Here is a 13,894-nt window from a genome sequence, read left to right on the forward strand (position 1 = left end):
CGAACCCCTTTTGATTGCGGCGCCGCGTAGTGAGCGGCGATGGAGGTACTCGTCGTCGGGGCCGGCGCGATGGGTCGCTGGGCCGGCGAAACGCTCGAAACGGAGTTCAGCGTCGCGTTCGCCGATCGGGACCCGGACGCCGCGAGCGCCGCCGCCGACGCCGTGGGCGGGCGTGCGGTCGCGCTCGAAACGACGTCGACGTTCGACGCGGTCTGCATCGCCGTGCCGATCACCGCCGCGCGCGACGCCATCGAAGCGCACGCCGACCGTGCCTCGCGCGCGATGCTCGACGTCACCGGCGTGATGGCCGATCCGGTGGCTGCGATGCGGGAGCACCTGCCCGACCGAGAACGGGTGAGCCTGCACCCGCTTTTCGCCCCGGAGAACGCGCCCGGAAACGTCGCGGCCGTGGTCGACGCTCCGGGTCCGGTGACTGACGCGGCGCTCGACGCCATCGACGACGCCGGAAACCGCGTCTTCGAGACGAACCCCGAGGAGCACGATTCGGCGATGGAGACGGTTCAGGCGGGGGCTCACACCGCGATCCTCGCGTACGCGCTGGCCGCCGAGGACGTGCGCGAGGAGTTCGCGACGCCCGTCTCGCGCGCGCTCTCGGACCTCGTCGGAACCGTGACCGAGGGGACGCCGCGCGTCTACCGCGAGATCCAGGAGTCCTTCGAGGGGGCCGACGCGGTCGCGGCCGCCGCGTCCCGGATCGCCGAGGCGGACGGCGAGGCGTTCGATCGACTGTACGAGGAGGCGAGAGACAGGCGGCGTCGCCGCCTCGAAGGTGCGGACACCGACGACGTGTCGGGAGACGGCGACGCGACAGCGCGGGGCGACAGGCAGTGATCGATCGCGACGCCGTCCGGTCGAACGCGAAGTACCTGCGGAACGTGCGCCCGGTCGACCCCGAGGAGATCCACGAGTACGTCGAGGGGACGCCGCACCCGGCGGTCGTCCGCGAGACGCTCCGGGAGGAGGCGTACGACCTGCGCCTGCGCGAACGCGAGGACGGCACGTTCGTCCCGGTGAGCGACGACCCCGCGCCGCGGCCGGGATGGACCCCCGACACGTTCCCCGACACGTACGCGTTCGCCGTCGAGGACCTGCTCGTCGAACGCTACGGGGCGAACTGGCACCGCGGCGAGAGCGGCGACCGGCTCAGGGGCGTGATCCGTCGGCTCAAGGAGGACTACTACCGGGGGAACCCCGTCGAGTACGACGAGACGGCCGCACTCGGGTACGCGATCTATCACCTCCCCGATTACTACGCCGCGATCGGGTACGTCCTCGACGACCTCGCAGAGCGGGACCGGCTTCCCCGAACGCTCCGCGTGCTCGACGTCGGCGCGGGCGCGGGCGGACCCGCGCTGGGCCTCCACGATTACCTCCCCGAGGACGCCGTCGTCGACTACCACGCCGTGGAACCGTCGGCCGCGGCGGACGTGCTCGACCGAGTGCTGGGCGAGACCGGCCGGAACTTCCGGACGACGATCCACCGCGAGACCGCAGAGGGGTTCGACCCCGAGTCGGTCGCCGACGGCGAGGGAATCGATCTCGTCGTCTTCGCCAACGTGCTGTCCGAGCTCGACGACCCCGAGGCCGTCGCCGCCCGATACCTGGACGCGGTCGCCGACGACGGGTCGTTCCTCGCGCTCGCGCCCGCGGATCGAAACACGAGCATCGGACTCCGGGAGGTCGAGCGCGCGCTCGCGCCCGCAGACTCGGCCGTCTCCGTCTACGCGCCGACGCTCCGGCTGTGGCCCGGCGAGGCGCCCTCGGATCGCGGCTGGTCGTTCGACCGCCGCTCCGACATCGAAGCACCGGCCTTCCAGCGCCGCCTCGACGAGGCGGGCGAGGCGGACGACCCCGACGGAGAGACCGACGAGTCCGGTCGCACGCCCGGCGACGGCACGTTCAGAAACGAGACGGTGCAGTTCTCCTACTTCGTCCTCCGCCCGGACGGCGCGCGCCGGACCGACGTGCGCGCCGACCCGGACCGCCACGCGAAGATGGCCGAGACGGAGCGCCACGTCACGAACCGGATCGACCTCCTCGCCGTCAAACTGAGCCGAGACCTGACCGACGGCGACGACGCGAACCCGCTGTTCAAGATCGGCGACGGGAGCGAGGCGGTCGAACACTACGCCGTCTCGACCGTCCGCGACTCGCTGAACGAGGCGTTGCTCCTCGCGGACTACGGCGAGGTCGTCGCCTTCGAGAACGTGCTCTGTCTGTGGAACGACGACGAGGGCGCCTACAACCTCGTCGTCGACGGCGAGACGCTCGTCGAGCGGGTCGCGTGAGCGGGTCCCGGACGGCGAGCGCGTGAGTGGGTGAGGAACGGGAAGCGCGTGAGTGGGTGCCGGACAGCGAGCGCGTGAGCGGGTGCCGGTTACTGACCGCGTGAACCGGTCCCAATCGCGGAGAGCCGCGGGCGGAGGCGCCCGAGCGGTACACATTTCCCCCGTCCGACGAAGAGGGCGGTATGAGCGAATCGCTCTCCGTCCTCCTGACGAACGACGACGGGATCGACGCCGTCGGGTTCCGCGCGCTGTACGAGGGGATCTCGGAGTTCGCCGACGTGACCGCCGTCGCGCCCGCGGACGACCAGAGCGCGGTCGGGCGACAACTCTCCGCTGACGTCAGCGTCCGCGAGCACGAACTCGGCTACTCGGTCGAGGGGACCCCCGCCGACTGCGTCGTCGCCGGCCTCGAATCGCTCTGTCCCGACGTCGACGCCGTCGTCTCGGGCTGTAACAAGGGCGCGAACCTCGGCGCGTACGTCCTCGGGCGGTCGGGGACGGTCAGCGCCGCCGTCGAGGCCGCCTTCTTCGACGTGCCGGCGATCGCCACCTCGCTGTACGTCCCCGGCGGCGGCGACACCCCCTGGCACGAGCAGGCGACGGAAGTCGAGGACTTCCGCGAGGCGACCCGGGCGACGACGTATCTGCTCCGGCATGCGCTCGGCGCGGGCGTCTTCGAGCAGGCCGAGTACCTCAACGTCAACGCGCCGCTCGCGGAGGACAGCGGCGATCCCGCGCCGATCGAGATCACGACCCCGTCGACGCTGTACGAGATGACGGCCGAGCACGACGGCAACGGAACGGTCACCCTCCACGACGGGATCTGGGAGCGGATGCGCGGCGACGACCTCCCGGACCCGGCGGGGACGGACCGCCGCGCCGTCGTCGAGGGGCGGGTGTCGGTCTCGCCGCTGACCGCGCCGCACACGACCGAGCGGCACGAGGCGCTCGATGCGCTCGCGGAGACGTACCTGGACACGGTCTAGCCGCTATTATCAAAAGGACGGCCTCACTCCAGCACCGCGACGAATCGGAGCCGACGGTAGTCGGCCGTCCAGACGCCGTCGTCGTACAGATCCTCGCGGAGCCGGTCCTCGACGGCGGCGACGACGTCCGGTCGTTCGTCCGCCGGCACCGCCCCCAGGAGCCGATCGCCGAACATCCCGAGCCAGTTGGCCATCCCGTCCTCGCCGTCGTCGAGTTCCGTCGGCCGATCGAACAGCCTCGCGTAGCGGACCTCGAAGCCGTGAGCCTCCAGCGTCGTCGCGTGCTCGCCGACCGTCGGGAAGTACCACGGGGCCGACGGGGGCTCGTAACCGCGCGCGTCCAGTTCCGCTCGGACGGCGTCGACGATGGCGGCGACGTTGCCGGAACCGCCCAACTCGGCGACGAAGCGCCCGCCGGGACGCAGCGCGTCGGTGACCGAGTCGAGGACGGCGTCCTGGTCGTCGATCCAGTGTAACACCGCGTTCGAGAACACGGCGTCGAAGGGGCCCGAGCGGTCGGAGTCGCCGGCGTCGAAATCGTCGACATCGAAATCGTGGACGTCGAAATACCGAGCGTCGGCCCGGTGAAAATCCAGTTCCGGATACGTCTCCCGGGCCGTCTCGACCATCTCCGCGGACTGATCGATGCCGACGACGTCCGCGCCCGCGTCGGCGATGCGCTCGGTCAGGTGGCCGGTGCCGCAGCCGAGGTCGAGGATCCGCTCGCCCGGTTGCGGGTCGAGGAGGTCGAGGACGTCGGCGCCGTACTCGTAGACGAACGCGTGCGAGCCGTCGTAGGCCTCGGAGTCCCAGTCGGCGTCTCGATCGCCTTCGGCTCCCGCATCCGATTCGGCCCCGGTCCCCGACTCCTCGTTCGGAGCAGTCATCGGGGGACGTTGCGGCCGGAGGGAGATATAACGCCGTGGTCGCCGTTCGGAGGCGGACGCCGTCCGAGGAGAGAAGGGAAACGCTCTTTTCGGGTACGGACGGATATCAGGCATATGAGCGACGGGGACGACGAGACGGCCGCTGATTCCGACGCGGCGGCGTCCGAAGACGAACTGGACGTGACGCCCGACACCCTGAACGAACGCCTCGACGACGTCGAGTCCGCCCTGGAGGACGCGGCGACCGAGGCCGACCTCGACGACGTCGAGTCCGATCTCGACGGGATCGAGTCGGACCTCGAATCCGCGGATCTGCCGGAACCCGACGAGGACGACGAGGACGCCGACGATCCGCGCGAGGAGCTCGAATCGCGCGTTTCGGACCTCCGCGACGACCTCGAATCCCAGCGGGGCCCCTACGCAAGCGACGTCGTCGACGATGTCGAGGCCGCCAGATCGAAGCTGACGGACACGCGCTGGACCCAGCAGGGCGCCGGGGAGATCGTCGACGTCGTCGCCGCGTTCGCCGACGACGTGAACGACACGCTCGACGCGGACGTCGCGGTCGACGAGGACGAAAGCGGCGAGGAACAGGAAGCGGCGCTCGTCGCCGCGCTCGACGCCGCGATTTCGGCCATCGAGGACGCCGACCTCGACGCCGACGAGGACGCGGACACCATCGCGTCCCTCCTGGAAGCGACAGACGGCCTCGAGTCCGGCCTCGAAGACGCCCAGGAGTGGGACGACCTGGAGACCAACGAGCAGCTGATGGCCGAGGGCTTCTACGACGTCCTCGGGCACTACAAGGACTACCCGCCGGAGCTGTCGGCGCTCAAGCAGTGGGAGAAGCGCGGCCGCGTCGACATGATCCTGCTCGCGAAGGACAGCCTCCAGTCGGAGTTCATGCAGGAGCACTGTATGGACGCCCTCGTGCGGATGGCCGACCCGGAGGCGTTCGAGGAGATGCACCAGCTCGCCCAGCGCCGCGACAAGACGGCGATCAAGGCGCTCGGCCGGATGGGCGACGGCGCGGAGGAGGCGGTCGAGACGCTGATCGAGTACGTCGACGCAGACTCGGACCCCGGCCTCCAGAAGGTTACCCTCCGCGCGCTCGGCGAGATCGGGTCGACGGAGGCGACGCAGACCATCGCGGACAAACTGGAGATGGACAACGACAACGTGCGGCCGTACGTCGCCCGCGCGCTGGGGCTCATCGGCGATACACGCGCCGTCGAGCCGCTCTCGGACACGCTCGCAGAGGACGAAAGCGACACCGTCCGCGCGGCCGCCGCGTGGGCGCTGCGACAGATCGGGACCGAAGACGCCCTCGAAACCGCCGCGGAGTACACCGACGAGCGCTCCTACCTCGTCCAGCACGAGGCCGACCTCGCCGCGGCGGCGCTCGGAGATGGCGACGCCGACGCGGAAGCGCCGACCGCGTAGGCGCCGGCAGTGAGGCTCGCCGTCGCTTCCGACTCGACGTAGGTTCAAATAGGATCGGGCGGCCAGACGGCCCGTGCCACCCGACAGACGAAACGAAGACGCCGTTTCCGTCCGTGCGCCTCGACCGGGGCGCGCCGTCTCTCCTCGGAGCCACCGCGTCGGCGTTCTCGGCTGTCTCCTGCTGCTCGCGAGCGTCGCGGCGCTCGCCGGGGTTCCGGCGGTCGCGGGCGTTCCCGTGACGGATGCCGCCGAAGCGCGCGGTTCGACGGTGGAAGCGGCGCCGTCGACGGTTGATGCGGCGCAGTCGACGGTTGATGCGGCGCAGTCGACGGTTGATGCGGCGCAGTCGACGGCCAACGGCTCCACCGCGGCCCCGCGAATCGTCGCCGCGTTCCCGGACCCCGTCGCCGAGAACGACGTCGGCGAGTACGTCGTCGTCGACGCCGCGGGCACCGAGAACCTCACGCTCTCGGACGGCGAGGGGACAGTCGACGTTCCGCCCGCGGGCGTCGTCGCCCTCTCCGCGAGTCCGAACGCGACCCGACGCCTCGTCGACGTGCCGGTCGTCGAGGCCGGCCTCTACCTCTCGAACGCGGGCGAGGAACTGGTGCTCCGTCGCGACGACCGCGTCGTCGACCGACTCGCGTACGACCGCGCGGCGGAGGGAGAACGGCTGAACGCGACGACCGGTCGGTGGACGCCGCGGGGGCTGACGACGCGTCCGGTCGTCTCGACCGGGCCGGCCGACGCCACCGCGTTCGTGCTCCCCGACGCCCCCGACGTCGCGATCGAGACCCTCGCGAGCGCCGACGATCGGCTCCTGCTCGCGGGCTACACGTTCTCCTCTCCGCGCGTCGCCGACGTTCTCCTCGCCGCCGCGGACCGCGGCGTCCGCGTTCGGGTGCTGCTGGAGGGCGGCCCCGTCGGCGGGATGACGACGTCCCAGCGCGAGCAACTCGACCGCCTCGTCGCGGGCGGCGTCGAGGTCCGCGTGATCGCCGGCCCGCACACCAGATTCGCGTTCCACCATCCCAAGTACGCCGTCGCCGACGACGCGGCGCTCGTGCTGACCGAGAACTGGAAGCCGTCGGGAACCGGCGGTCGCGACAGCCGCGGATGGGGCGTCCGGGTCCGCTCGGCTCGGACCGCCGACGAACTCGCCGCCGTGTTCGCCCACGACGCCGACGGCATCGACGCCGTGCCGTGGCGGCGGCATCGGGCGAACGCGTCGTTCGTCGAGGAGTCGCCGGCGACGGGGTCGTACGACCCCCGGTTCGAGCCGAGGGCGGTCGACGTCGACGAGGTACGGGTGCTGACGGCACCCGGAAACGCCGGCGGCGCGGTTCGAGAGACTGTCGGAGGCGCAGCGGAGCGGATCGACGTGCTCTCCCCGCGGCTCGACCCGGGGGGCGCGTACTTCGCCGCGCTCGTCGACGCCGCGGAGCGGGGCGTTCGGGTCCGGATCCTGCTCTCGAACGCGTGGTACGACGAGGAGTCGAACCGGGCGGTCGTCGAGCGATCGGCCGAACTCCGCGAGCGGGGCCTCCCGATCGAGGCGCGGATCGCCCGGCCGGGAGACCGGTTCGGGAAGGTCCACGCGAAGGGGGCCGTCGTCGACGGGGAGACGGTCCTCGTGGGGAGTCTCAACTGGAACGCGCACGCGACGACGGAGAACCGGGAGGTCGTCCTCGCGCTCGACGGGTCGGAGTCGGCGGCCTACTACGGAGAGGCGTTCGCGGCCGACTGGAAGCGGTCGACCGACCGGAAGGAAGAGACGGGCTGGAAGACGAAGACGACGCTGGCGCTGGGCGCGCTCTCGGGCGTCGCCCTCGCCGGGATCGCGCTCCGACGGGCGGTGAGGTTCGAGTGAGGCGGGACCGTCGCGGTTCTCGGGCGCCGATCGTCCCCGCTCGGAGGTCGGTCGTCCCCGTTCAGATCTCGGTGTCGACGACCGCCTGCGAGGAGAGGTCCTCGTCGAGTTCGGCGTCGGCCATCTTCTCGACGAGGCTGTCGATGACCTCCTCGCGCATCCCCTTGACGAACTTGATCGAGCCGACGACGAGGTGGCCGCCGCCGGAGACGCCGCCGCCGCCGACCTCCTCGTTCAGTTCCTCGACCATCCGCGGGATGTCGAGTCGGACGCCGTCGGAGCGGAGCACGGCGAAGTCGGGGCCGTATCCGATCGTGATGACCGGCTCGCCGTGTTCTTTCACCTTCCGGTCGTGGAGTTTGCCGGTCGTCTTCCCCGGCGCCGGGTAGGTGAAGCGGTGGGCCCACTCGTCGAGGTCGGCGGTGTAGAGGTGCGCCCCCGACTCCAGCCGTCGGTGTTCGAGGTGGGACGCGGCGGCGTCCATCTGCTGTTCGACGTCGCGCTCGGCGCGGGTCGCGAGGAACTCGACGAGTTCCTCGTGGCGCTCCTCGTCGTCGCAGCCGACGTTCAGGACGTCGTTGACGAGCGACTGGCCGTCGTTGTAGCGCAGCCAGTGGGCCGCGTAGTCGAGCGCCTCGCCGACGTCGAGCAGGCGCTCGCGGTCGTAGCCCTCCGCCTCGGCCAGCGAGATGAACTCCTCCATCGCGTCGGCCTTCGAGCGGTCGGCGAGTCCGGCGACCGCGGGGACGTGCCGCAGTTCGTCGGTGAGGTCGGGGTCGATCATCCGCGCGAGTTCGACGCACATCATCCCGGTCGTGATCCGGTAGTCCTCGTCGTAGAGGTACGGGTTGACGTGGGCGTCCAGCAGGTCCTCGACGGCCTCCGGATCGGGGTGGTGGTGGTCGACGACCGCGATCGGCATATCGTAGTGCGCGAGGTTCTCGTAGGCGGGGACGTCCTCCTCTGTCGAGCCGTTGTCCAGCATCAGGAGCAGCGGGAGGCGCTGTCCGTGGCGTGCGCGGCCCTCCAGGGCGAAGTTGAGATCGCGCGTGACGTCCTCCATCTCGTAGAACGGCGCCTTCGAGGGGAGCCGCTTGATGAGGTGTCGCGAGGCGTCCGCGTCGTCGTGGACGGACTCGATGAAGTTCTCCAGCGCCAGTTGAACCGGTACCGACGCGCACATCCCGTCGCCGTCGGCGTGGTGTCGGACGCGGATCGGCCGGCCTTCGAGCACCGTCCGCCGCAGCAGTCGGGCGACGTCGCGGAGGTCGTCGCGGAGCTTCTCGAACGCCGGCCACTCGACGAGCGGGTCGGCGTCCGCCGGGGTCGCGCGGTCCTCGAAGGCGGCGTCGAGACGCTCGCGCGTCTCCGCCGCCGCGTCGCCGTCGAGTCGAGTCAGCGAGTCGACTTCGATCTGCACCGATCCGTCGTGAGACTCGACGTCGCCGCCGACGCGGACGACGTCGTCGAGTTCGACCGCGGGGAACGCGCGGACGCCCGCCTCGCGGAACGCCGCCGCGGAGACGATGCCCGTCTCGTCGGCGATCCGGAACAGCGTCGGCCCGCCGGTCTGTTTGATCTGTGCGACCTGTCCCTCGACGTGGACGGAGTCGCCGGCCTCGAGCCCCGCGATGGGCGTGAGATCCGGTTCGTGATCGACGACGACCGTCTGGTACGTGGACTCCCTGAAGACGTCGAAGGCGATGTCGCCGTTCTCCTTGACCTCTTCGAGCGTCACCGTCAGGCGGTCGCCGACCTCGTAGGATCGATCGAGGTTAGACTCGTGGACGAGACCCGAGACCTCGTCGGAGACGTCGACGAAGATGCCGTACTCGACGACGCCGTTGACGACGGCGTGGTAGTTGGCGCCCGCTTCGACGTCCTCGGACGTGCAGTTCGGTGCGAGATCGTAGACGATCGGTCGCGAGTCGCCCTCCGAATCCGGAGCGGACCCGCCGCCGGAATCCCCGGCGTTGTCGGCGGTCATACTGCCGAACAGTGCTGCGTCGCGGTTAAGACTTTACAATCGCCGCCGAGGCGGCTCCGGCTGACAGCGGCCGTCTCCCGGTCGGTTTCGAACGGCAACCGTCGGTCGGTTCGCGGTCGGCGAGACGGCTGCTGGCCCGTCCCTCGAAACCTTTAGAAGGCGACGAACCCGACTCCGAGTATGCGACTCTTCCGGTCGAGTGAGGTGCTCGGCATCGCCGCCGACGCGCTCGACTTCGCACGGGAGGCCTCCCAGGAGACGCACCCCGACGAGTACATGGGGTTCCTCCGCGGGGAGGACGCCCGCAACTTCGATCTGGACCGGTCCGGAACCGTGATAACGGAAGTGATGATCATCCCCGGCACGCGCTCGAACCCGGTGAGCGCCACCGTCGACAACAACATGATCCCGAACGACCGCCGGGCGGTCGGTTCGATCCACTCGCACCCGAACGGCGTCCTCCGTCCCAGCGACGCCGACCTCGACACGTTCGGACAGGGCGAGGTCCACATCATCCTCGGGCACCCCTACGGACCGACCGACTGGAAGGCGTTCGACCAGAACGGCGACGTCCGCGACCTGGACGTGCTGGACGTCGACCTGCCCGACCCCGAGGAGTTCTTCGACTTCACCGAGGCGGACCTCGACGTCGACTTTTCGGAGGAGTACCGCGACCCCGGAGGGCGGCGACGGTGACCCGTCGGATCGTCGCGCAGGGGACCTTCGACATCATCCATCCGGGTCACGTCCACTACCTCTCGGAGGCGGCATCGATGGGCGACGAGCTGCACGTCATCGTCGCCAGACGGGAGAACGTCACGCACAAGGAACCGCCGGTCCTCCCGGACCGGCAGCGCCGGGACGTCATCGACGCGCTCGAAGTCGTGACCGAGGCGCATCTGGGCCATTCGGAGGACATCTTCGTTCCGATCGAACGCATCGACCCGGACGTGATCGTCCTGGGTCACGACCAGCACCACGACGCCGACGCCATCCGCGACGCGCTCGCGGGGCGCGGCATCGACTGCGAGGTGGCTCGGGCGTCGGGGCGGGAGCCGCGCTACGAGGGCGAACTGCTCTCGACCGGACGGATCGTCGACCGGATCATCGAATCGCGAGCGTCCGAGGCCGACGACGTCGACGCCGTGTGAGTCTGATTCCGACGACGTCGACGCCGTGTGAGTCTGATTCCGACGACATCGACGCCATAACTCGGAGTTCTCCGACATCGACGCCATAGCTCGGAACCCGGCGGCGAATCGAGTGCAAATCTACGCGGCCACGAGGGTACCATCCATCGGCCGGATCACGGAGCATTCACCGGCCGGATCACGGAGGGATTTCGCCGCTCTGATCGCGGACAGTCAGACCGGCGGATCAGGCGACCAAGCGAGTTGCGGTCGCGAGCGGACGAGTCGCGGCCGGCTGAGGGTCGAAAAGGAGACGCGGGTCGCTATTCGCTGCTCTGTTGCTCGTCGAGCCAGTCCTGGTACTCCTCCTGGGAGACCACCTCGACGGTGAAGTACATCTGCGAGTGGGCGACGCCGCAGTACTCGGTGCAGTACCCCTGGTAGGTGCCCTCCTCGTACGGGACGGTCCTGATCGTGTTCACCTGGCCGGGCATCGCGTCGACCTTGAGCGCCAGGTCGGGGACGTGGAACCCGTGTATCACGTCCCGCGAGGTGACCTCGATGACGACCGGGCGGTCCTTCGGCACGACGATTTCGGTCCCCGTGCTGAAGTTACCGGCCTCGGGGTACGACATCTCCCAGCCCCACTGGTAGGCCTCGGCGTGGACGACGACCGGGTCGCCGGAGGCGTCCTCGACCTGCGGCGGGCCGGCGACGTTCTCGTCGGCGAGGACGCCGTAGGAGGCGACGCCGACGAAGAGCAGGATGATCGCCGTCGCGATCGTCCAGGTGATCTCCAGCCGACGGTTCTCCTTCGTCGGCGAGGGATCGTCGTTGTTTCGGAACTTTACGATCGTGTAAATGAGGATGCCCTCGACGAGCAGCGTGATCGGGATCGCGATGTACAGCAGTTTCCCGTTCAGCCCGTTGATGAGCTCCGCGCTGGCGGACGACTGTGCGGCGACCGGGTCCGCGAAGAGGCCCGCCACCAGGACCGTGAGCAGTGAAACGAGTGCCAAACGCGTCTTTCGCATCGATCCGAGGTTAGGAAGAGGAACGTAAATAGTTGCTGACTTTCGCCATCCGGTTCCCGATCGAAAACGCCCACGGTCCGCGGGGACCGCCGCGGCGCCGGGGTCGAAAGCGGGGCTCCTAAGTACGCTGATTCCTAACGTGGCGTAGGTGTAATTCGTGGCGTCGACCGCAACTCACAACCGGTTTCACGGCCTGCTCGCTGCGACGGCCATCGGCGTCTATCTCCTCCTCCTGGTCGGAGCGACGACGGCACTGACCGACGCGGCGGCCTCGTGCGCCGCCTGGCCGGCCTGCGGCGACGGGTGGACGACGCCGACCTCGACCGTCGGGTGGCTCGCCCTCGGACACCGTCTCGCGGCGGTCGCCGTCGGCGCGCTCGGCGTCGCGACGCTCGTCGTCGGCGTCCGCGCCGGAGTCCAACGGCGCGTTCTCGGCGCGATGGTGATCGCCGGCGTCCTCTACCCGGTTCAGGCCGCCCTCGGCGCCTTCGTCGCGATCGGCGGCGCCGACGCGACCCTCTCGGCCGTCCACCTGACCGCCGGGATGGCGATCTTCGGGTCGCTGGTGGCCGCCCTCGCGTGGACGTTGGAAACGGAGACCGGCGATCCGGACGAGGATCCGGTCGACAGCGTCGACCTGGACCCGCCGCTGGAGACGACGTACGAACCGGACCTCCCGAGCGGCCGCCGGGAGCGACTCGTCGCGACGGCGAGAGCGTACCTCCGGCTGACCAAGCCGCGGCTGATGTGGCTGCTCTGTCTCGTCGCCGCCGCGGGGATGGCGCTGGCGGCGACGACGACCGGCGGCCTGACGGTCGGCGTCGTGCTCGCGACGCTCGGCGGCGGCGTGCTCTCGATCGGCGCGTCGGGCACGTTCAACCACGTCTTCGAGCGCGACATCGACAGGAGAATGCAGCGGACCAGCGACCGGCCGCTGGCGACCGACCTCGTCCCGGTCCGCAACGCCCTGGCGTTCGGACTCCTCTTGGCCGCCGGGTCGATCGCGCTGTTCGCGTGGGTGAACGCCCTCGCGGCCGTTCTCGGCGTCGCCGCGATCGTCTTCTACAGCGTCGTGTACACGCTGCTCCTGAAGCCGAACACCGTCCAGAACACGGTGATCGGCGGCGCGGCCGGGGCGCTCCCGGCGCTCATCGGCTGGGTCGCCGTCGCCGGCGAGGTCGGCCTCGGCGGCCTCGCGCTCGCGGCGATCATCTTCCTGTGGACCCCGGCGCACTTCTACAACCTCGCGCTGGCGTACAAAGACGACTACGAGCGCGGCGGCTTCCCGATGATGCCCGTCGTCCGCGGCGAGACCGAGACGAGAAAGCACGTGCTGTGGTACCTCGCCGCGACGCTCGTCGCCGCCGGCGCGCTGGCGTCGATGGAGGCGCTCGGGCTGCTGTACGCGCTCACGAGCGTCGTCTTCGGCGGCCTGTTCCTCTACTTCGCCGTCCGCCTGCACTACGAGCAGACCGAGTCCGCGGCGTTCCGCTCGTTCCACGCCTCGAACGCGTACCTCGGCGCGCTGCTTCTGGCCGTCGTCGTCGACGCGCTGGTGGTGTGACGATGGGCGTCGCGAACGCCGCGTCCCGAGTCGAGGTCCGGGACCTCCTCTACGGCGCGCTCGTCGGCAACACCCTCGCCGCGCTCGCCGTGGCGTACGCCCTGCTCGCGGGCATCTCGATCACGCAGCCGCGGTACGCGCTCTACGGCCTCCTCTGGATCTTCGTCGGCGTGCTCGTCCTGTGGAAGACCGAACCGGCCCCCGCGGACGCGTCGACGCGCCGCCGGGCGGCCGCCGTCGCCCTCCTCTACTTCGTCGCGCTCGCCGTCGCGGGCGGCGTCGTCGTCACCGCGATGCGCCCCGGCGCGGGCGAGTTCGGCGTCCGGCTGGCGACGCTCGCGCCGGGGTGGGGACCGGCGCCCGTCTTCTCGTCGCCGTGGGCCGCCCTGGTGCTGATGCCCGCCCGCGTCGTCGGCTACGCCGCGCTGGCGTACCTCGTGTACGCGACCGTGATCGACGCCTCGGGCGCGGCCGTCTCGGGCCTCGTCGGCCTGTTCTCCTGTGTCTCCTGCTCGTGGCCGATCCTCGCGTCGTTGCTGTCGGGCGTCCTCGGCGGCGGCTCGGCGGTCGTCGCCGCCACGTTCGACTTCTCTTATGACATCTCGACGGTCGTCTTTCTCCTCACCGTGGCGCTGCTGTACTGGCGGCCGTTCGTCGGCGGTCACTTCGGTCAAAAGGAGTGAG

At 70.1% G+C, this 13,894-nt stretch carries 12 protein-coding genes; 9 read left to right on the plus strand and 3 right to left on the minus strand.

From position 1 onward, the window contains the following. Positions 1-39 precede the first annotated feature (39 nt). The 3 genes from DV707_RS11055 to surE all read left to right on the plus strand — a co-directional run bounded on the left by DV707_RS11055 (position 40) and on the right by surE (position 3,295). On the plus strand, positions 40-852 hold the full coding sequence (locus DV707_RS11055) for a prephenate dehydrogenase/arogenate dehydrogenase family protein (RefSeq protein ID WP_103991644.1): 813 nt from the start codon (positions 40-42) through the stop codon (positions 850-852). Further along, entirely contained in the window at positions 849-2,309 is a 1,461-nt protein-coding gene (locus DV707_RS11060) for a small ribosomal subunit Rsm22 family protein (protein WP_103991643.1), read from the plus strand. The genes DV707_RS11055 and DV707_RS11060 overlap by 4 nt, the downstream gene beginning before the upstream one ends. A gap of 182 nt (positions 2,310-2,491) precedes the next feature. Further along, positions 2,492-3,295 carry a 5'/3'-nucleotidase SurE gene (gene surE, locus DV707_RS11065; protein ID WP_103991642.1) on the plus strand — a complete coding sequence of 268 codons (804 nt, stop codon included), beginning with the start codon at positions 2,492-2,494 and terminating at the stop codon, positions 3,293-3,295. A 23-nt stretch (positions 3,296-3,318) separates the two neighbouring features. On the opposite strand, the gene DV707_RS11070 is transcribed toward surE, so the two are convergent. Then, a complete protein-coding gene (locus DV707_RS11070) occupies positions 3,319-4,182 on the minus strand; it encodes a class I SAM-dependent methyltransferase (RefSeq protein ID WP_103991641.1) in 864 nt (287 codons plus the stop codon). Between the two features lie 114 nt (positions 4,183-4,296). Between DV707_RS11070 and DV707_RS11075 the strand changes: the two genes are divergently transcribed. Continuing rightward, a complete protein-coding gene (locus tag DV707_RS11075; RefSeq protein WP_103991640.1) occupies positions 4,297-5,625 on the plus strand; it encodes a HEAT repeat domain-containing protein in 1,329 nt (442 codons plus the stop codon). 73 nt (positions 5,626-5,698) lie between these two features. Continuing rightward, on the plus strand, positions 5,699-7,495 hold the full coding sequence (locus DV707_RS11080; RefSeq protein ID WP_240728553.1) for a phospholipase D-like domain-containing protein: 1,797 nt from the start codon (positions 5,699-5,701) through the stop codon (positions 7,493-7,495). 61 nt (positions 7,496-7,556) lie between these two features. On the opposite strand, the gene DV707_RS11085 is transcribed toward DV707_RS11080, so the two are convergent. Next, positions 7,557-9,482: a DHH family phosphoesterase gene (locus tag DV707_RS11085; protein ID WP_103991639.1), complete on the minus strand. Its 1,926-nt coding sequence runs from the start codon at positions 9,480-9,482 to the stop codon at positions 7,557-7,559. 180 nt (positions 9,483-9,662) lie between these two features. Between DV707_RS11085 and DV707_RS11090 the strand changes: the two genes are divergently transcribed. Continuing rightward, positions 9,663-10,178: a Mov34/MPN/PAD-1 family protein gene (locus tag DV707_RS11090; RefSeq protein WP_103991638.1), complete on the plus strand. Its 516-nt coding sequence runs from the start codon at positions 9,663-9,665 to the stop codon at positions 10,176-10,178. Continuing rightward, the gene (locus DV707_RS11095; protein ID WP_103991637.1) at positions 10,175-10,633 is read left to right on the plus strand and encodes an adenylyltransferase/cytidyltransferase family protein; all 459 of its coding nucleotides are present in this window, start codon (positions 10,175-10,177) and stop codon (positions 10,631-10,633) included. The genes DV707_RS11090 and DV707_RS11095 overlap by 4 nt, the downstream gene beginning before the upstream one ends. 302 nt (positions 10,634-10,935) lie before the next feature. Here the strand turns inward: DV707_RS11095 and coxB are convergent, their stop codons facing one another. Then, entirely contained in the window at positions 10,936-11,646 is a 711-nt protein-coding gene (gene coxB, locus DV707_RS11100; RefSeq protein WP_103991636.1) for a cytochrome c oxidase subunit II, read from the minus strand. 157 nt (positions 11,647-11,803) lie between these two features. Between coxB and cyoE the strand changes: the two genes are divergently transcribed. Further along, positions 11,804-13,210, plus strand: a complete 1,407-nt coding sequence (gene cyoE / locus DV707_RS11105) for a heme o synthase (protein ID WP_103991635.1) — start codon at positions 11,804-11,806, stop codon at positions 13,208-13,210. Between the two features lie 2 nt (positions 13,211-13,212). After that, positions 13,213-13,893, plus strand: a complete 681-nt coding sequence (locus tag DV707_RS11110) for a DUF7546 family protein (protein WP_103991634.1) — start codon at positions 13,213-13,215, stop codon at positions 13,891-13,893. The last annotated feature ends 1 nt before the right edge of the window (position 13,894 follow it).

Origin of the sequence: Halobellus limi (assembly GCF_004799685.1) — an archaeon.
Taxonomy (GTDB): domain Archaea; phylum Halobacteriota; class Halobacteria; order Halobacteriales; family Haloferacaceae; genus Haloquadratum; species Haloquadratum limi.